This window comes from Vagococcus sp. (assembly GCF_052102835.1).
Lineage (GTDB): Bacteria > Bacillota > Bacilli > Lactobacillales > Vagococcaceae > Vagococcus.
Genome location: NZ_JBQEIL010000009.1, coordinates 76769 through 95420, shown reverse-complemented (window position 1 = coordinate 95420; position 18652 = coordinate 76769). Strand labels below are relative to the sequence as shown.

Annotated in this window: 18 protein-coding genes and 1 pseudogene; 3 read left to right on the top strand and 16 right to left on the bottom strand. The window is 35.2% G+C overall.

The window, feature by feature from the left end; all coding sequences use genetic code 11:
- Positions 1-64 precede the first annotated feature (64 nt).
- Complete coding sequence (locus ACTJFD_RS09585) at positions 65-1045, bottom strand: LacI family DNA-binding transcriptional regulator (protein ID WP_442261236.1); 981 nt, start codon at positions 1043-1045, stop codon at positions 65-67.
- A gap of 240 nt (positions 1046-1285) precedes the next feature.
- Positions 1286-2227 (bottom strand): hypothetical protein, encoded by a 942-nt coding sequence (locus ACTJFD_RS09580; protein ID WP_442261235.1) that lies wholly within the window; start codon positions 2225-2227, stop codon positions 1286-1288.
- 538 nt (positions 2228-2765) lie between these two features.
- Here ACTJFD_RS09580 and yfcC point away from each other — a divergent pair.
- Positions 2766-4505 (top strand): putative basic amino acid antiporter YfcC, encoded by a 1740-nt coding sequence (gene yfcC, locus ACTJFD_RS09575; protein WP_442261234.1) that lies wholly within the window; start codon positions 2766-2768, stop codon positions 4503-4505.
- Between the two features lie 64 nt (positions 4506-4569).
- On the opposite strand, the gene ACTJFD_RS09570 is transcribed toward yfcC, so the two are convergent.
- The 3 genes from ACTJFD_RS09570 to ACTJFD_RS09560 form a co-directional block, all read right to left on the bottom strand.
- A complete protein-coding gene (locus ACTJFD_RS09570) occupies positions 4570-5124 on the bottom strand; it encodes a restriction endonuclease (protein ID WP_442261232.1) in 555 nt (184 codons plus the stop codon).
- A gap of 116 nt (positions 5125-5240) precedes the next feature.
- The gene (locus ACTJFD_RS09565) at positions 5241-5573 is read right to left on the bottom strand and encodes an AzlD domain-containing protein (protein WP_442261231.1); all 333 of its coding nucleotides are present in this window, start codon (positions 5571-5573) and stop codon (positions 5241-5243) included.
- A complete protein-coding gene (locus ACTJFD_RS09560) occupies positions 5560-6267 on the bottom strand; it encodes an AzlC family ABC transporter permease (protein WP_442261229.1) in 708 nt (235 codons plus the stop codon). The genes ACTJFD_RS09565 and ACTJFD_RS09560 overlap by 14 nt, the downstream gene beginning before the upstream one ends.
- Positions 6268-6438: 171 nt before the next feature.
- On the opposite strand from ACTJFD_RS09560, the gene ACTJFD_RS09555 reads away from it, so the two are divergent.
- A complete protein-coding gene (locus tag ACTJFD_RS09555) occupies positions 6439-6993 on the top strand; it encodes a helix-turn-helix domain-containing protein (RefSeq protein WP_442261227.1) in 555 nt (184 codons plus the stop codon).
- 50 nt (positions 6994-7043) lie between these two features.
- Here the strand turns inward: ACTJFD_RS09555 and ACTJFD_RS09550 are convergent, their stop codons facing one another.
- The 4 genes and pseudogenes from ACTJFD_RS09550 to ACTJFD_RS09535 all read right to left on the bottom strand — a co-directional run bounded on the left by ACTJFD_RS09550 (position 7044) and on the right by ACTJFD_RS09535 (position 12090).
- On the bottom strand, positions 7044-8219 hold the full coding sequence (locus ACTJFD_RS09550; RefSeq protein WP_442261225.1) for a hypothetical protein: 1176 nt from the start codon (positions 8217-8219) through the stop codon (positions 7044-7046).
- Between the two features lie 37 nt (positions 8220-8256).
- Positions 8257-9686 (bottom strand): annotated as a pseudogene (locus ACTJFD_RS09545) (DUF1116 domain-containing protein).
- A gap of 4 nt (positions 9687-9690) precedes the next feature.
- Entirely contained in the window at positions 9691-11235 is a 1545-nt protein-coding gene (gene fdrA / locus ACTJFD_RS09540) for an acyl-CoA synthetase FdrA (protein WP_442261224.1), read from the bottom strand.
- A gap of 12 nt (positions 11236-11247) precedes the next feature.
- Positions 11248-12090: a DUF2877 domain-containing protein gene (locus ACTJFD_RS09535; protein ID WP_442261222.1), complete on the bottom strand. Its 843-nt coding sequence runs from the start codon at positions 12088-12090 to the stop codon at positions 11248-11250.
- A 105-nt stretch (positions 12091-12195) separates the two neighbouring features.
- On the opposite strand from ACTJFD_RS09535, the gene ACTJFD_RS09530 reads away from it, so the two are divergent.
- On the top strand, positions 12196-13887 hold the full coding sequence (locus ACTJFD_RS09530) for a PucR family transcriptional regulator (RefSeq protein WP_442261221.1): 1692 nt from the start codon (positions 12196-12198) through the stop codon (positions 13885-13887).
- A gap of 53 nt (positions 13888-13940) precedes the next feature.
- Here ACTJFD_RS09530 and ACTJFD_RS09525 read toward each other — a convergent pair whose 3' ends face one another.
- The 7 genes from ACTJFD_RS09525 to ACTJFD_RS09495 form a co-directional block, all read right to left on the bottom strand.
- Positions 13941-14459 carry an HdeD family acid-resistance protein gene (locus ACTJFD_RS09525; protein ID WP_442261219.1) on the bottom strand — a complete coding sequence of 173 codons (519 nt, stop codon included), beginning with the start codon at positions 14457-14459 and terminating at the stop codon, positions 13941-13943.
- Positions 14460-14587: 128 nt separating this feature from the next.
- On the bottom strand, positions 14588-14989 hold the full coding sequence (locus tag ACTJFD_RS09520) for a DUF4809 family protein (RefSeq protein ID WP_442261217.1): 402 nt from the start codon (positions 14987-14989) through the stop codon (positions 14588-14590).
- Between the two features lie 78 nt (positions 14990-15067).
- On the bottom strand, positions 15068-15550 hold the full coding sequence (locus ACTJFD_RS09515; protein WP_442261215.1) for a prolyl-tRNA synthetase associated domain-containing protein: 483 nt from the start codon (positions 15548-15550) through the stop codon (positions 15068-15070).
- A gap of 30 nt (positions 15551-15580) precedes the next feature.
- Complete coding sequence (locus tag ACTJFD_RS09510) at positions 15581-16090, bottom strand: YbaK/EbsC family protein (protein WP_442261214.1); 510 nt, start codon at positions 16088-16090, stop codon at positions 15581-15583.
- 43 nt (positions 16091-16133) lie between these two features.
- Positions 16134-16721, bottom strand: coding sequence for an NUDIX hydrolase (locus tag ACTJFD_RS09505; protein ID WP_442261212.1), 588 nt, complete (start codon positions 16719-16721; stop codon positions 16134-16136).
- A gap of 138 nt (positions 16722-16859) precedes the next feature.
- Positions 16860-17819, bottom strand: coding sequence for a nucleoside hydrolase (locus ACTJFD_RS09500; protein ID WP_442261211.1), 960 nt, complete (start codon positions 17817-17819; stop codon positions 16860-16862).
- A 24-nt stretch (positions 17820-17843) separates the two neighbouring features.
- Positions 17844-18329 carry a GNAT family N-acetyltransferase gene (locus ACTJFD_RS09495; protein WP_442261210.1) on the bottom strand — a complete coding sequence of 162 codons (486 nt, stop codon included), beginning with the start codon at positions 18327-18329 and terminating at the stop codon, positions 17844-17846.
- Positions 18330-18652 lie beyond the last annotated feature (323 nt).

Below are 18652 nucleotides of genomic sequence, written 5' to 3'. Positions count from 1 at the left end.
TCAAAAAAGATTTTGTTCCTTTTGTGTTTATTCAAGAGACTTTTGGGTCAGCCTCCTTTATGCTCTAAACTACGATTCCAACACTGCGTCCCATCCTTACAGATGTTTCAATTTCAATTTGTTGAGGGCTTTTTTTCAAACCCATTCGTTGACATAAAAAATCCGCTGCTTTTTTACCAACTAAATGATGTTGCAAGTCAACTGTCGTCAACAATGGAAAAAGATGGCTACTCATCCCATAACCACCGAAACTAGCAATAGAAACATCTTGGCCAATCTTAATTCCTAAATCATTACAAGCATGATAAAGTCCAGTAGCAATTTGATCTGTCGCAGCGATGTATAAAGTGGCCGTTTCTTTCTTCAAAAGACGCGTTCCTAAATTATACACATCTTTCATACGAAAAGTGGTCTTCACTTCCTCAACTGCAATACCAGCCTCACCGTAAGTTTCAACAACGCCATTTCGTCGTTCAATCCCCACAGAAACGTCACGCTCACTTACACCCAAATACATAATTTTTTTATGATTATAAGGTAGTATTTCTTCTACCAATTGTTGACCTGCTAAAAAATTATCATGATTAACCGTATAAACGTGATCACTCGACTGACCGACAAAAACAATTGGAACCGGAAATCGTTTAGCCACACGACAATGTTCCTTTGTGATTTGTGCTGTTAAAACAATAATGCCCGCTACATTATTTTGAATCAAATGATACATACTTTCAATTTCACGTTTCACAACTAAGTCAGTATTTGCTATTAAAATTTGTAACCCCCGGTCACGTAAATCTTGATCGATACCGTCTAACATCTCCATAACAGCAGGTGAGTCCATCCTTGGTATCACCACACCTACATAAGTACTTTTTTCTGATTTTAAATTTCTTGCAAATGAATTCGGTACATAATTATACTTTTTTACAATAGTTGCTATTTTTTGAGCCGTTTCATGACTCACATATCCCTGATTAAGATATCGTGAAACTGTACTTTTAGAAACCCCAGCTTCCTGTGCTATTTGTTTAATCGTTACCATATTTCCTATCCCCACTACTTATTTTTAATCATCTTTTGTTTCAAAGTTTTGTAAAATATGGTGAATAACCAACCTATCCCCGATAGATTGTTACCTCTATCACAAAAAATATTAAATTCGATAAAAATCATCTTAACAATAACATAAACTTTTTATTTTGATAACTTAATTGCTTAGAAAGCCCTTTCGAAAAAAACGTATTATCAGCAATAGAACCTTGCTAATAATACGTTTTTATTTTTAGATAATGTGTCTAACGAACATATGATTAAACAACTGATACATTTGAACCTGTCTCTCTTTCAATAGATGGTCCATGCTATCAAGCGCTGTTTCCGTTAAGGATAATGTCGGTAAGGTAATAATCGAATAGTCTTCATTTTTTGAATCCAGCATATCGATTACCGCAATATCTTCAGGAACACGTTGTCCTTGGATGAGAAGCTCTTGGCTAATTTTTTCAGTTGCTTCTTCTCCCATTGTTAACACTATTTTCGGTAAATTATCTGAGCGCTTTTCTAAAATAGTTTTCACAATAGGTAGGCTTTCCATTCCAAAGAAACCCTCTAACTCTTCTAAATCCCAACCATTGACATGTTTTTCATCTGCTAACTTTTCAGTCAACATCGCGTAAACAACTTCATCACTTTCGATTTTAACTACCTGTTCAAAAAAAGGTGACCCTTCATCTTCACCCGAAACAAACTGAGCATGTTCAGTTAAAGGAACATGTTGACTACAACAAACAATAGGACCAAATTCTTGATAGTTTTCAATCAAATCCCAATGATTATCCATTGTGCACATGATGACACCAGAAATAATATTTTGTTGAAGAAGACTTAAAAAATTAAGTTCTAATTCTTTGTCTCCTTTCGTTTGCATCAATAATACTTGATAGTCATAACTTTTCGCTTTGTTTTCAATTTTTTCAACCGTTTCAAGAATACCAACTTCACTTAAATCTCTAACAAGTAAACCAATCGTTAACTTTCCTACCTGTTGCGCTTCATTTTCAACCACTTTTTGTCTAAGTTCTTCAAAAGTAATATCTAATGATTTCATGGTTTTTTCAATGACTTGTCTTTTTTTATCTGTTAAATAACTAGACATTTTAAAGTATTTGATTACAGATTTCTCAGATAGGTGTGCTTCTTGTGCAATTTGCTTTATTCTTTTCATTGCTATTTCCTCCCATAAGTCCTTTTTTTTCCGGTATCGATGCCACATAATATAGCTTACTCTTATTAGGTTGTCAACAAGTCTCGTTACGTCAAATGAAAGTCAATTATTTATTTTCATAGCTTGTGACCTTCTTAACATTCGTACTTAACATTACTTGTGAACATTTAAATATTATTTGTCTTTTTTAGTAGGTAGGCTGTTTTACGTTCCCTCTCTTTTTTTTGAAAACGCATTAAAGTCAATTATAATGTGTATTGAATAGGTTTATTTTTAAAGAAAGAATATTTATATTTTAATTGGTATAGAAATAAAACACGAACATTAACCTTTATAAACTTGTTTTAATAAAGGTTTATTTAATATGTTTAATGAGCGTTAAACAAACGCAAGAGACACAATTAACAGAAAATTCCAACTTTGTGTTTTAATAACACAAATGACTAATACTTCACAACAATTTTTAGTGATTATGATACAATACCAGTTAAGAAAACAAATGTATTATCGTTTTCATGTCAGAAAGGAAGAGGTAAAAATGGATGATGCGTCCCAATCGAAAAAGAAAAAAAGAGATTTAACCAAGATGAAAACTCCTCATACTTATGTCATTATTTTTTGTGTGGTTGTTTTTGCTTGGATTCTCACATTTCTGGTTCCTGCCGGAAGATTTAGTACGGAAGATATTCAGTATAAAAATGAAACTGGGGAAATCAGTACCCGAACTGTTTTAAAACAAGATTCCTTCCGCTATTCCTACGCTATGAATAAATCGTTTGTCTTTGATCAACTGGAAGATTTACAGTCGGATCCAAAGAAATTGAAAGAATTAGACGTTCCTAAAAAGGAGCTAGCGAAAGTTGTTGACGCTGGCGAAAGTAAATTGACACAAGAAAGTCTTGATGAAATTGCTCTCACTGATGATGTCTTATATGAAGAATACGGTCTTAAAATTTATGACACTTCTAAAAAGCTACATAAAACCGCTAAATTTTGGGGAACTGAAGATTTTAATGGTTTCGGTTTTTTAAATTTCGTATTTGAAGGGCTCGTCTCAGGTGACAAATATGGTTCTGCAGTCGGAATTGCTGCGTTAATCCTAGTAGTTGGTGGAGCTTTTGGTATTATTATGAAAACAGGAGCTATCGATGCTGGAATTTTTGCTTTTATTCATAAAGTAAAAGGATTAGAACGACTCGCCATTCCTTTAGTCTTTTTCACTTTTTCATTTGGTGGGGCAACGTTTGGTATGGCAGAAGAGGTTATTCCTTTTTCAATGGTTATGGTTCCTTTCGTTATCGCTTTAGGGTATGATTCGATTGTTGCCGTCACCGTCACCTATGTGGCCTCCCAAGTTGGGAATGCAGCCTCATGGATGAGTCCTTTTAGTGTCGCTGTCGCTCAAGGAATTGCCGGAATTCCTGTTCTTTCAGGAGCAACGTTTAGGCTGATTATGTGGGTTGTTATTACCGCTGCTGCTGCTGCCTATACCATGTTTTATGCAGAACGAATTCGAAAAAACCCAACAAGTTCACTAACTTATACAACCGATGCTAAGTTTAGAGATCGAATTGCAAAAACAGATGAAGAAAGACCTGCTTTTACAATTGGACATAAACTTGTCCTTTTAGAAATGTTGGCTGTTTTAGTTTGGATTATTTGGGGCGTTACTCAAAAAGGCTACTACATCCCTGAAATTGCTTCTCAATTCTTTGTAATGGGACTTGCTGCTGGGATTATTGCTGTTATTTTTAAATTAAATGATATGACCGTTAACGATATTGCCTCTTCTTTTCAATCAGGGGCAGCTGATTTAGCTGGGACAGCCATTGTCGTCGGAATGGCAAAAGGAATTTTACTTGTCCTAGGTGGTGCAGATGCTAGTGTTCCCTCTGCTTTAAATACTATTTTAAACAGTATGGGGTCTGTCTTATCTTCTGTTCCAAAATTCTTAGGTGCTTGGTTTATGTATATTTTCCAAAGTTTATTTAACCTAGTCGTGACTTCAAACTCTGGTCAAGCGGCTCTAACTATGCCGATTATGGCTCCTTTAGCTGATCTAGTAGGCGTTTCACGTCAAATTGCTGTATTAGCCTATCAATTAGGTGCTGGCTTTGTTGATGCCTTTACTCCTGTTTCCGCTAGTTTAATTGGCGTTTTAGGTGTGGCTGGGATTGACTGGGCTAAATGGGCTAAGTTCCAAATAAAAATGCAAGGGTTCTTATTCTTATTAGGAACGATCTTCATTATGATTGCTGTGGCTATTGGCTTCAGCTAATCAATAACATAAAAAAGAAAAAAGTTCTGACTTAACACGCTAGTGCGTTAAGTCAGAACTTTTTTTACATATCAACTGGTTTTAATTTAAATCTAAAAATAAAATGTTCGCCTTCTTTAACACGTTTAGGCGAATTAAGTAACTCCATACGACCAGAATAAATATATTGGCCTGTTTCTTCTTGACTAAGACGTTCAAACAAGTGAATTTCAACTTTATTTTTTTGCGAATTTGCCAATGTTTTATTAGGTGCTTTACTTATTTTTTGATCTTTATTCAATCCCATACCTGAGAATAATAATTTACCTCGGCGCCAATAATCATGATAAGGCGAGTCAAAGTGATCTAAAAATAAAACCAAAGAGTTTGTCGCATGTGAGCGTCTGATTTTAGATTGAATTGAGCACTTGAATTTATCAGAAATCGTTACATTATCATATGATTTTCCTAATTTGAAATAATTTAAAATGGGTGCACTTTGTTCATTTCGCCAATTAGTGACTTCTTCAAGATTGAACTCCTTACCTAAATTATCTTTGCTTGGCATGCCTTGTTCCATTAATTCTTTAAAAACAGTTGAAGGAATCTCCAATGTTGCCATCAATTCTTTTTTATTCATACTATTAAACCTTTCCTCATCCAAAATATTGATTACTTAACTTGTTTGTCTCTCTTTGAGATAACATCCTTTATCATAAACGTTCAAAAGGCTTTCGTCTACCTCTGTTTGGAATTTTAGCCTAACCCTACCAAACGTAAGACTGCTAAAGAAATCATTCCAACTAAAACGATGACTAATAAATTTTTAGAGATAACAGCACTAATCACCGTTGGTATCGAGGCTAATAGTTCTGGAACATTTATTTTGGGTAAATGGCCCAAGTTTTGCTCAAAAAGGCCACTAAACCATAACGCTGACATAATCACAACGGGAACAAAACTTAAAAATTCAATGAGTTTTTCTGATAACGTAAATTTTTTTAGTAAGAAGAAAGGTAAGACTCGTGACAGCCATGTTGCCAACCCACAACCAAAAATCGTTAAAATGACAAAATTAATAGAAGGCATGTTTGATCACCATTCCTATCCCACAACCAACTAATGTGACTAAAACAATTAATAAATTCATTGGTATAAAAATAAGGCCAATATAAATTAAAACAAACGTCACTGCCACTAACGTTAACTGTAAATTAAAGTTTAACTTACGATCAGAAATAATTTGTAAAATTAACAAACCAATAAACATCGCTAATAATGCAAAATCCAACCCTAATTTTTCAGGACTAGTTATAAAATTACCCAAAATTGCGCCCAAAAATGAAGATAGAACCCAGGTACTATACGAAATTAAATTGGATGTATTTAGCCAAGCAAAACTAAGTTTACGATTGGTAAAATTTAGCTTGTTCATGCCTAACGCAAAACTTTCATCTGTTAATAACGTTCCCAACCACAAATTTCTTTTTAAACTTAGTGTTTGAAAATAAGGTGCTAAAGTCATGCTCATCAAAATCATACGTGAATTGACTAAAAATGTTGAAAAAACAATCGATAGGAAAGGACTATGGCTGGCTAGCATACTAACCGTAATAAACTGAGCAGAGCCTCCATAGACAACAATTGTCATCAATAAAATAAGCCACGGACTTAACCCCGAAGCATGACCAACGACACCGAAAGCAACCCCAATCCCAATATAACCAAAAACAGTGGGTAATGTTTCTTTTGCCGCTGCCTTTACATCTAAATCTCCATTCATTATATCTTCTCCCCTTAACAAAAAATAAAATGTAAATAAAATTGGTTGCCCTACTGGTAGTTTTTCAGATATAATAAATTTGCTAGAAAAAACAGATGTTCAATATAAAGAACACAAGTTTAGTCTAAATACTTTTCGTTCGCTTGTCAATCTAATTTAAGGAGTGATTGAATGAACATCACAAAAATTATTGCACTTAACTTAAAAGAAATCAGAAATGAGCGCCAGTTGACTCTAGATCAATTAACTCAATTAACAGGAATTAGCAAAGGAATGCTCTCACAAATCGAAAAAGGCGATACTAATCCAACCATTAACACCATTTGGAAAATTTGTGACGGTTTAAATATCCCCTATACCTATTTATTAGAAGAAAAAGATAAGCCTAAACCAACCATCGTTTCTAAAGAAAAAACCCTTTACCAGTCTGCTGATAATGATCGTTATCGTGTTTTTTGCTATTATTCGGACACGATTGATCGGAATTTTGAGCTCTTTCAAGTTGAAATGGATTTAGAGGCCAATTACACCTCCATTGGGCATTCTAAAAAATCTGATGAGTATCTCATGGTCTTAGAAGGAACTTTGACGCTAACAACCAACGAACAAACGTTAACACTCTCGGCAAATGAAGCCATTTCTTTCAAAGCAGAGACGCCCCATACCTACCAAAATCTAGGGTCGTTCCCCATTAAAGCGATTGTCATCAATTATTATCCCTTATAAAAATAGAAACAACCTCCCTTTCGTTAGAAATCAAAAAGGAGGTTGTTTGCTTAAATAAAAGCTTGCATGATAACAGACACCATTATTGTCACAATGGTCATTCCAGAAACAAACCCAACGGCTTTAGGAACATAGGCTGGCAGTCTTTTTGCAATGTAATCGCCAACTGGGGCCGAAAAAACACCTGATAAGACACCCACAATAATCGAAAACCAAAAACCTCCTCCTGCCATCAAAATCACGCCTGGAACAGTACTCACAAGCGGCATAAAAGTAGGATACCAGCCTTCATCTGTAAAGCGGTGCCGATAAAGGAAAATACCAACCGCTGATGCAATCATTTGTCCCATTACAATATTTGGAATCATACCTGACCCATTATTTATATGTTCAATATTCAATAACCAATCAAGTAAAACACCTATTAACACTGCCAAGCCAATCCATTCATTTCCATAAAACCATGCCTCTGAAAAATCGGCGAATGTTCGACGAATAGACCAGCTAAAACTTAAAGTATCCTCTTCCTTCATTGGGGCTTTAGCTCTTTCAATCGCAATCGGGGCTTGCGAAATCGTCATCCAAGGCAACTGGCGACAAATAGCTGAAACAATGAAACCTACAAATGCCATCGTCGCTACGTTTGAAACCATACCTGGTAAATTTAAAGGCGGAATAATATAGTTATTTAACCAATGGGCAAAAGGAAACGTTAGAAGAGCACTCAAGCCTGAGATAGTCAATAATTTCTTCCAACCGCCACCATACACTAGTGTCAATGCAGGCGGGGTTCCTACAACGACAATAAAAACAGGTAACCAGTTAACTTCTGCAGAAAAGAATCTCGTAAAATCAAACACATAAATGGTTAAAAATAAAGACAGCATTTGAGAAGCTAAAATCCAAGGCCATAGCCCAGAACCTTGAGCAATCGGAAAGCCTTGCCACTTAGAGTTTTTACGATAGAGTAACCAGGCAACAACTGAACCTATTAATAAAAACAAAGTTGTCATGACTCCACCGTAAAACTCACCCTCTGAAAAGCTCATAATAAAATAAATCGTTTTATAATATAAACTTGAGTTCACATTGGCAACAACTTCCTCATATGGAAAATAAGCACTCACGTTGCGAATATGATTCATCCCTAAATAAATTAATAAGGCTAATAATAGTTTGACACCTAATGATAGATAATCATTTTTTGTTCGTTTATGTTTATCCAATTCACTTCACCTCAGCCTAAAGCTTAAAAATTTAATCTTAAGCCTTTATTTTTTCAGCTAATGCCTCTAATGCTTCGGAAAAGACATTCACTGGAGGATGAGTTAAACCAGCTCCAATCATACCAATCCCTGGATCTTTGTGAGCAATCGCTGTATTAATAATAGGTAGCATACCTGTCTCCATTACTTTCAAAACATCAATCCCTGTTGGTGTTCCCATAAAGTCCAATACTGGAATCGTCACATTTGGATTGTTTTCTGTGGTTATTTCATTCATCTCAGTTGAATAATTTAAAGCTTCTGCTACCGTTCCTCCAACTAATGGAACAATCGCTGGAGCTGCAGCCATTGCAAACCCACCAAAACCATACGTTTCAGTGATTGCACTATCTCCCATGTCTAAGCCTGCATCCGCTTGTGTATAGCCACCAAACATTGGTCCAATCACTTGTTGTGCTGGTCCTGTAAACCATTGATTTCCACCAATACCACTCACACGAATACCGAAATCAACACCATTACGACACATTGTTGTTATAACGGTACTGTTTTCAATATTATGGCCTGCGTCTAACGCACATTTAGCCATTCCCATCCAGGTAGGTCCAGAGAAGTAATCCGAACTGCCAACAAAATCAAACACTTCTTTCATTTGTTCTTTTGTATAGTCTGTTTGTACAATATACGGAGTTAAAGCTTGGATTAACAAGGTCGTACCCGCCACATTACGGTTGTGACACTCATCTCCCATATGCAGAGCTTGAGCTAACATCAAGCGTAAATCAATACCTTCTGGTTTAAGTTTCATCGCATCTCTCAGCATTGGCCCCATTACGTCACGCATCCAAATCAAACGGTCAATTACCGTTTGGTCATTCGCACCAAAACGTAAAACTTTAGCCAACTGTTCACTTAAGTTAGTAAATGCAACGTTACCGTATGTTTCGTTTTTTATAACATGTACAAACATACTTGCTGAGGTAACTCCTGCCATTGAGCCTACTGTGTCATGCTCATGACAAGGTGAAAAAGTAATTTCTCCCGAGCGTGCCAGCTGGTCAGCTTCTTCAAGTGTGGTTGCTAGTTCTTCAAAAATTAAAGCTCCTTGAATGGCACCTTGCATTGGACCACACATCTTTGCATAATCAATTGGAGGCCCAGCATGAATAATTGTTTTTTCGTCAGATTAGGAATCACATCGATTGCTTTTTCATAACCAACCAGCATCGGTTTGGATTGAATAATCCGTTCAACGGCTTCTTTGTTAGCTGCTTCGATTTTTTCACGAACACCTGGCTCATTTAATTGATCTAATAATAGTAATAATGATGCATCGCCACCTGCTGGGGGTGACCATTGAACCTGATGCGAACTTACTCCTTGTGATTTTAAATCATCGTTAATAAACTCAATCCCAACATTAATTGTTTCTAAAGTTGAATTAAATAAATCATTACGTTTTGTCATCACTTTACGCCCCTTTAATTATTTTTGTTGTTACATCACATAATGCATGGTTGCTATCCATCACTAACACACCTAAATCTAGTAATTTCTGACGTTGTTCGATTATATTTTGAGTATCTTCTTCTGTCCCTAAAACATAAGCAACAATAAGCAATTCCCGACCTGCTTCTACGGCAATTCGTTGGGCCTCTTGGATACTTTCCGTAGCAACTCCCACAGGATCCTCATGAGAACCATAACCTAGCTCAAAATCTAATGCGATCACTGCAACTTCTGGATCACGCGCCTCTTCAATCAAGCGTTGATTTCGTGAACTTGGGTCAATCATCGGATGTGGACGACCTTCTGTAAATTCATCGCCACCAAAATCAAGAATCGTATGTTGTTTACTTTTTTCAGCATAGCCTAACTGATAAGTTTCATTTGGATGATTATTACTGTAAACAGCATCAGGCGCCTCCGCTATCACAGAATATAATAATTCATCACAAAGTGTCCCTCCTCCAAATAAGCCACGAACATATTTTTGTTCTGGTTTTAATTTTCCAATCGTTACATTAAGCTCTTCAGTAGAAGGTTCTGTATAAAGAGTTTGTGCCTGACGAGGCTTTTGACTAAATTCAATCACCTTTTCAACAGCATCAAGTGAAGAGTTTGCAAAAACAACATTTTCTAAGTCACTAACTTCCATATCACTTCCAATAAAATAAATAACAACGGGCTTACTTGTTTCTGTTAATTTTTTCAATATTTTAGCTTCTACTTCTTTTGCAGGTGGTTTTGAAACCAATAAGATTGCTTTTGTCTGTTCATCTTTAATTAATGCATCAATCCCATCAAGCATCATTTGACCACCAATTTCAACAGAAAGATCACGCCCTCCTGTTCCAATTAATTGTGAAATACCGTAACCGTGCTTATGAATTTGGACACTTACTTCTTGACTCCCAGTTCCAGAAGCCCCAACAATTCCAATATCTCCCGTTCTCACCTGATTAGCAAAGCAAAGGCCAACACCATTTATAATTGCTGTTCCACAGTCAGGCCCCATCATGAATAATTCTTGTGCATGAGCTTTTTCTTTCAAAGCTTTTTCTTGTTCAAGTGAAACATTGTCACTAAATAACATGACATGTTTGCCTTGATCCAAGGCTTGGTTTGCTTCACGATAAGCAAACTGACCATTGACAGAAATAACAACCATATTACTCTCTGGATGTTGGCTTGAGGCACTTGACAATGTCTTATAAACGACCTCTTCGTCAGAGCTTGATTTCTTCTTGATAAACAATTCATCAATCTCTGCTAAAATCTCATCAGTATTGGCAGTGTCTTCAATATCAGCAACAATCATTAAATCACCTGTTGTCACATTATCTAATAAATCAGTATATAGACCAACATTCCGAATCACTTCGATATTCATATCGGTTCCCATACCAACCATCGCTGTTTTAACAGCCTCTATCTCATTAGCACGCGTTGAAATTGTCATTAGTGTCACCGAATCAAAATAAGTATTTTCTTTAATAATTGTATGAATTGCCATAGTTACTCTCCTTTATATAAATAGTTTTAATCCAAAAATAATTCCAGCTAGTAAATCTGAGCCGGAAGTAGAACCAATCTTTCTTAATTGGTTAACGGCTTCCTTAATAAGGATTTCATTTTCCGAGCGAATCGCTTGAAAAACAGTTTGAATGGTTTGAGCAAACCGACCTTGAAGCGCTTCTGAAAGTTCAGCTTCACTGACCATATTTGTTTTTAATTTGATTAGCTGTTCTAATTGACCTAAGCTTGATAATTGTTGCGTTGAGGCGAAATAACTTGCCAAGATTCCTGTCAAAACATCATCACCTGTTGGAGTAAGCCCTACTCCAAGACCAAGTAATTTCCCTAGATGTTCCACCACCTGTTGTTCATCTCGAAAATGCCAAGCACACTGAACCTCTTCTAAAATTTGGCCAATTAAAAAACGGGACTGTTCTTCAAAAAGAGACATGCTTCGCTCACTTTTAAGAAAAATACTTTGCTCATCAAGTAAGTTTCTTTTTTCCAGCCAACCTAAAAAATAATAAGCGCTTTCATTTTTTGGTAACTTTGTGATCGGTAAACACAGCCAAGCACTCTCTGGAATGAACGAGTCAGTCACCCTCCCACTTTTTTCTAACGATAAACCTTCCGAACTGAGGTAAATCGCTCGGCCAACAAACTTTCTAAAACTCCGATTATCCAGTATAATTGTACGTGGAGCAATCGCATGGGAATAGGTTGTTAACGTCAGCAAGATTTCTTGGTGTCCTTTAAAACCATAATTAGCAGAATGATCAAATTCCTGATAACACACAAGCTGACCTGAAAGAGTCGGTCGACACAACTCTTGATCATATTGCAAAATAGCCATAAACTTAACCATCCTTTCAGTTGTTAAAGACACCTTAAGTGTACATTTTATAAAAAAAATAACAATTGACAGTAACAACAAAAAAACTGTATGACAATGGGCAGGTTGCACATAGGGGGGATTTATCTGTTAACTATTCAAGATTTACTTCAACATAGCCAGTTTCCTGGTCTAACTTTAGTTGCCGGACATCATAAAACCGATAATTCTATTTTATCCGTCAATGTTTTAGAAAATCCTGGAATTCTTGATTGGTTGGGCCCTGGTGAATTATTACTCACTACGGGCTATGCTTTTAAAAATGAACCATCCTTACAAAAAGAAATGCTGATTGAATTAGTTAAACAAAATGGCGCTGGGATTGGTTTCAAAATTCAGCGTTATTTTGAAGAAGTTCCTAAAGAACTCATTCAATTAGCCGATAAAATAAATTTACCGATTATCGCGATTCCTTATCATTATACTTTTTCTGAAATCTCGGGATTTATCAATGAACAACTTCGAAATGATACTTTCAATATTTCAACTGAAGAAGCCTATCTACATCAACAAATCTATTCGCTTGTCGAACAAGGTGCCAATAGCCAAATTCTAATCGAAAACCTAGCGCAAAAAATCAATAATCCTATTTTAATTTTAGATTCACAACTCAATTTCACTCACTCTTATGATTTATCACAAAATAAAATTCGAATTTCTGACACGCTTGCTAAAGAAACCGATGAACAATCTTTTAAACAACAATTAACCTATAAAATGCCAGAACTCCTTCGCTTCTATCAAGGGCCTTTCGCTCTTGATGTTGTTCTTAAAACTAAAAAAATCCCTTTACGAATTTATCCTATTCTCAAAGAAAATCGTGTGTTCTATTACCTAATCACCTGGAATACTATGACTAAACTATCGCCAAAAAATTTATTACATATTAAACTTACGTCTCAATACCTCCTACCTCAATTACAATTAGAACAATTAAAAAATAAAATTGTTTCGGAGGAAAGGCATTTCTTATTCTTTGACTTGGTCAAGAAAAAATCAAGATCAACTCAAGATATCCATGACTTTTGTTCCCACTATCAACTCGACATTGATGGAACTTATACACTAATGACCTTACGTTTAAAACTTAATGCTCCAAAATTAAAAAAAGAAAAAGCTAACCAAATTTTTTATTATCTTAATTATTTGATAGGTGGCTATAAAGAAAAAATTTTATGTATTGATTATCGCGATTCTTTTATTTTTATTATCGAAAATCAAGAACAAGAACCACAACTTTTAAAAAAAGAACAGCTTCGAATTGCTCAATCTCTTTTAAATAAACTCAAACAACAATATCCAAATCTTGATTTTTTACTAGCCATTAGTTCGGCGCGAACTAACGTCAAAGCACTTAGTAATAGTTACGAGGAAAACAAACAAATCATTCACTCAATTACCAAAAAACAACTCAGAGGGCACCGAGTTCCTTCGATTGTTTTTTATCAAGATATTCGCTTTAATCAGCTACTCGAAAATTATTTATCAAAAGAAAGCCGTCAAGCCTTTATTACTAACTTTTTAAGTCCACTATTAGCACATGACCAACTTTATAAAACAGATTATGTTCAGACTCTTTCTACTTATTTCCAAACACAACGAAACCGTTCACTCGCTGCTAAAGAATTACATGTTCACCGTAACACGTTAATGCAACGGCTTAAAAAGATTGAGCAACTCCTTATGATTTCTCTTGATGAAAAAGAACCTTCACTAGCACTAGAGTTCAGTCTTTATCTTTTCAATGAATTAAATTAGACAATAACAAAGCGAGACTAACCCAAAAGGCTAGTCTCGCTTTATTTATCTTATTAACGAAAAGCGTAAACAATTTCTAAAATTCCAAACATCATAAAGTAAAAACCAACTAAAAAACTTAATGTTAAAGCTGCTGTTATCGGGTTCATAAATAACATAATCCCAACAATAATACCGATGATATTGATAAAGATAATAAACCAATAATAACCATTGCTAACGACTTTCGCCGTTCCTGCTGACATTAAACCATAAAGCGAATCTACTAAAAACCAGATGGCAAAAACAAAAGGCAATGCCATGACACTCGCTTGAATATTAAATAGGATGAAAACCCCAATAATAATATCAATAATTCCAATAACAATTGGATAGCGGAGCTGAATTCCTGTAAATTTTTTCACTTTATTTCTTAAAAATAATTCAAAAATGCCCTTAACAATAGCAAAAACACCAAAAACAAAGGCAATCGCAACCAAATCTCCGACTGGATCTCTAAAAGATAGTAACGAAACAATAATAAATAAGATACCTAGTAATAACGATGACCAATCCACTCTTTTTTCAGCCATATTAATCCCTCCCTTTACTATTTATTTATTATACTACTTTTGTTTTAATTATACCATTATTGAACATCAGCGTTTGTTTTCCTACTAGCCTAAAAAAGTTAGAGCGCGGCTCTAACTTTAAAGGTCCTTCATTCTACAAGTAAGATAAACTCTTTGGGGTCTAGCTCAAAATAATCTACTAATAATTCATTAACGATTATAAATAATTCAGCCGGCGTTGGATAGCTTTTAAAAACTTTTTTATGCTTCGTTCCTGATACAAACTCCCACTCATTTAATACTTCATGGATTGAAATCGATTGTGGTCCTTTTTTAAAAACATCGTAATCTTCCATAACATCGTATTCTTGGTGCTGCTCATATCCTTCTGCTAAAGATAATGCTGTTATTAAAGACATCACATCCAGTTGCTCTAACGGACGTCTAATGCCATTGATTTCAACATGATAAAAGGCTGTTTCAACGGTTGGGCAAGCATTACACCCACCATTCATTAATTCTTTTGCTTCATAAACATTTACTTTTTTCATCCTTTAATTCCTCACTTTTCATTAATACTTTCACTACGATCGCTCTTAATTAACAGGTATAATTAGCCACTTGAGCTATTATAGTTTAATAAAAATAGGGTCATAGCCTAAATGCGTCAGTAGTCGTTCAAATTCTTTAAAAGGCATAATTAAGGTTGTCGTATTAACATTCGGATGAAAGCCGACTGTGTCTTCTCGATCAATCGATTGATCTAAAACAACCGTCACTTTTTTACCACTATCATTCGATAAAGCAAGTGGGGTTACTGTTCCTGCTGGAATATTTAAAACCTCAACTAGAGTTTCTTCCGATACAAAAGACAAACGTTTTTCTTCTAATTGTTCAGCTAGTGCTTTTAAATCGGCTTTTTTTTCATCAGGTAAGATTACTAAATATAGACGCTTGCCTTTTTTCGACTTTAACACTAAATTTTTAACTTGAGGGCCTGGTAATTCATAAGGAACGTCAATGACTGATGTGATAGGAGGATGATGAACTGCTTCATACTGAATAGCTAACTTCGTTAACAAATCATAGGCCTCTTGTTCTGTCGCCGCCATAAGTAAACACTCCTTTAAAAAAATTAAGTCTTACACTCGAATAAAAATAGGGTCATAATTTAAATGTTCAAGCATTCTTAAAAGCTCTTTAAACGGAATAATTAACGTTGCCGTATTGACATTAGGATGGAACCCAACCGTATCTTCTTGATCAATGTCGCGATCTAAAACAACCGTAAGCTGATGTTCCTTGTCATTCGGTAAAGCAAATGGAGTTACAGTACCTGCTGGAACCTTTAAAATGTCCAATAACGATTCTTCGGATAAAAAAGAAAGTCTTTTTTCATCTAGGACTTCCGCTATTTTTTTTAAATCGGCCTGTTTTTCCCGAGGTAAAATTACTAAATAAATCTTCTTGCCTTTCTTAGCTTTTAAAACCAAATTTTTAACTAACGGACTATCAAATTCATAAGGCATCTCTCGCACTGATGTAATGGGAGGATGTTCATATGCTTTGTACTCAAGATCTAATTCTTTAATTAATTCGTAAGCTTCTTGTTCGGTTGCAACCACATTAAACACTCCTTTATTATTAATCATTTAACTCAATCATAATCGATACTTCCTAAAAAAACCAGTCTCATTAACCTTTTTTCTCTTCTTTTAACTCATTTAATTTTATTTTCATTTTTGGATAAATTCGTTTTTTAAACCACTCTTCACTCGAAACAACTAATGCTTCTTCTAATGGAAACCATGCCACCCCACTATTTTCATCCGGTTTGATTTGAACCTCTTCTTCTTCATCAGCTTCTATTAAGTAAGTCACATTTAAATGTAAGTGAGAAGAAACATAGTGACCATTTTTCTCATGCCCATCGACTGTTAAAACTTCTAAAGAAAAAATATCTGTAATCACTGGCCTGATTTTAGTTAAGCCACTTTCTTCTTGAACTTCTTTAAGAGCGACTTGTAATAGGTCTGGATCTCCATCAGCATGTCCACCTAACCATGCCCATGTATCATAAATATTGTGATAAATCATCAATACTTTATCACGTGTTTCATTAACTACCCAAGCAGATGCACTCACATGAACGGCTAAACTTGATCTTAAAAAAACGAAAGGATTCGTTTTTAGCTCATGTAAAATAAAAGCTTGATCCACTTTTTCTTGTTCATTTAATGGTTTAAATTTTTCGATTGTTCCGATTAGTTCAGTTAATTCCATCGAGGAACCTCCTTTGGCAACTTTACTTTATACTATACGTCATTTTTTTTATAAAACAAGATGACTTCCCTTTTAAAAAGAGAATCTATCAGCTATTGTTCTTAGGGTTTCATAATAAATCAACAACGATTTCTTTTTTTATTTAGCTAACGAACTTTCTGCCAAGACTTTCTCAAGAGTCGTAATAAAATGAGGAACAAATTTTTGTGTATTAACATCTAAAGCCACTTGAATCCAAGGGTTTGGTTCCATTAAAAAATCAGGATTAGAACTCGTTCGACCATAAGCAACTTCAGAAATATCAACCATTAATGGTAGCTGAATACTTTGAGTCAACCATTCAGGATGAAGTGCTATTGCAACGGCTAAAGGATCATGCAATGCCCCTCCGATTGTGGCATCACCATATTCATTAGTATAATAATAATTGGAAAAATCAACAAATGCTCGACTCGCTTCATTATCCGACTGTAACCATGAACAGATATCCGCTCCAGTAATCATTGTTTTTAAAGTCACATCTAGCCCGACTAAAGTCAAGGGTAGTCGTTGATTAAAACAATACGCTGCCGCCTGAACATCATTAAAAATATTCGCTTCCGCATGCGGGGTTACATTCCCCCTCAGTGTGACTGCTCCTCCCATCGTTACAATTTTACCAATTTTCTTAATACTCTCCGGCGCTTTTTTCAAAGCCTCTGCTAAATTAGTTAAAGGGCCAGCTGTCACTAAAATTAAATCAGAGCCATATTTTTCTGCCGCTTGAATCAAAAAATCAACCGCAGTTAAATCTTCTTCTTTTCGAGCCGATTGCTGCAATTCAACATTTCCTAGACCATTGTAACCATGAATTTGAAATAAATGTTCTGATGTTTCGTAACCACTCGTCCCCCATGGATGACTCGCACCTCGATAAACAGGAATAAACGAAAAGCCTAAAATATCCAAAATCGCTAAGGTATTTTTAACAGCTAAATCAACCGTCACATTTCCAAATAAAGTTGTAATTCCAATTAAATCAAACTTCTTTTGCCCTAATGTATAGGCGATTGCTAAAGCGTCGTCAATGCCAGTATCCAAATCTAAAATAACCTTCATCTGTATCCCTCTTCTCTATTCACTTTATCTCATTTCTTTTTCGTAAATAAAATCATTCATAACAAAACCCTCACCAATATCAACATAACGCTCTCCAACTTGTTTAAAACCTCGATGCTCATAAACTGCAATCGCTAATTGGTTCCCTTGATTCACATTCAAGTGAAGTGTTTTCCCTTTACCTAACTCTTCATACCAATCAAATACTGCACTCGATAATCCTTTACCACGACTATTCGCTGCTAAGTATAATTTGCTAATATAAATTTGTTCTGCGGTTTCTTCGTAAGCCGTATATCCCACCGGTTTCCCGTTACTAAATAATAAAAAATACTGTGCGCCTGCTTCAATTTCACCCTGAATAGCGGCTTTTGATTGATAGTGTTCCATCATATAATCGACTTGTTTTTCACCGATAATTGGTGTAAAAACCTCACGCCAAATTTTTTCTAAAACATTAAATAATGTTGCAACTTCTATTGATGTCTTGATCGTTTGTTTTTCTAGCATCTGCTGACCTCACTTCTTATTATTCTTTATCTTTTTATTTTATCTTGCTTCATTGTATAATTAAACCAACAGCCTAGCAATTATGAATTGATAAAAATAAGTCCTTTCACTCTGCAAGCTCAATTGTGGACTTGTCCTGTTTAAGTTAAACTAATGATACTAAATTGAAAAGGAGGATTTAATATAGAAACCAATTTTATAGTGACGATTGGAATTATCTTGTTCGCTCTTGGTGCTCTGATATTTGCGTTTGGTAAAAAATTCATTTTACTTCGAGTTTTTTTTGGTGATCATAGTATGTTTAGTCAAATCTTTTGGGGAAC

Bases quoted from the DNA above. Each gene is read 5' to 3' on its own strand.
- ACTJFD_RS09585 (WP_442261236.1), bottom strand. From the start codon at position 1,045: ATGGTAACGATTAAACAAATAGCACAGGAAGCTGGGGTTTCTAAAAGT.
- ACTJFD_RS09580 (WP_442261235.1), bottom strand. From the start codon at position 2,227: ATGAAAAGAATAAAGCAAATTGCACAAGAAGCACACCTATCTGAGAAA.
- yfcC (WP_442261234.1), top strand. From the start codon at position 2,766: ATGGATGATGCGTCCCAATCGAAAAAGAAAAAAAGAGATTTAACCAAG.
- ACTJFD_RS09570 (WP_442261232.1), bottom strand. From the start codon at position 5,124: ATGAATAAAAAAGAATTGATGGCAACATTGGAGATTCCTTCAACTGTT.
- ACTJFD_RS09565 (WP_442261231.1), bottom strand. From the start codon at position 5,573: ATGCCTTCTATTAATTTTGTCATTTTAACGATTTTTGGTTGTGGGTTG.
- ACTJFD_RS09560 (WP_442261229.1), bottom strand. From the start codon at position 6,267: ATGAATGGAGATTTAGATGTAAAGGCAGCGGCAAAAGAAACATTACCC.
- ACTJFD_RS09555 (WP_442261227.1), top strand. From the start codon at position 6,439: ATGAACATCACAAAAATTATTGCACTTAACTTAAAAGAAATCAGAAAT.
- fdrA (WP_442261224.1), bottom strand. From the start codon at position 11,235: ATGGCAATTCATACAATTATTAAAGAAAATACTTATTTTGATTCGGTG.
- ACTJFD_RS09535 (WP_442261222.1), bottom strand. From the start codon at position 12,090: ATGGCTATTTTGCAATATGATCAAGAGTTGTGTCGACCGACTCTTTCA.
- ACTJFD_RS09525 (WP_442261219.1), bottom strand. From the start codon at position 14,459: ATGGCTGAAAAAAGAGTGGATTGGTCATCGTTATTACTAGGTATCTTA.
- ACTJFD_RS09520 (WP_442261217.1), bottom strand. From the start codon at position 14,989: ATGAAAAAAGTAAATGTTTATGAAGCAAAAGAATTAATGAATGGTGGG.
- ACTJFD_RS09515 (WP_442261215.1), bottom strand. From the start codon at position 15,550: ATGGCGGCGACAGAACAAGAGGCCTATGATTTGTTAACGAAGTTAGCT.
- ACTJFD_RS09510 (WP_442261214.1), bottom strand. From the start codon at position 16,090: ATGATTAATAATAAAGGAGTGTTTAATGTGGTTGCAACCGAACAAGAA.
- ACTJFD_RS09505 (WP_442261212.1), bottom strand. From the start codon at position 16,721: ATGGAATTAACTGAACTAATCGGAACAATCGAAAAATTTAAACCATTA.
- ACTJFD_RS09500 (WP_442261211.1), bottom strand. From the start codon at position 17,819: ATGAAGGTTATTTTAGATTTGGATACTGGCATTGACGACGCTTTAGCA.
- ACTJFD_RS09495 (WP_442261210.1), bottom strand. From the start codon at position 18,329: ATGCTAGAAAAACAAACGATCAAGACATCAATAGAAGTTGCAACATTA.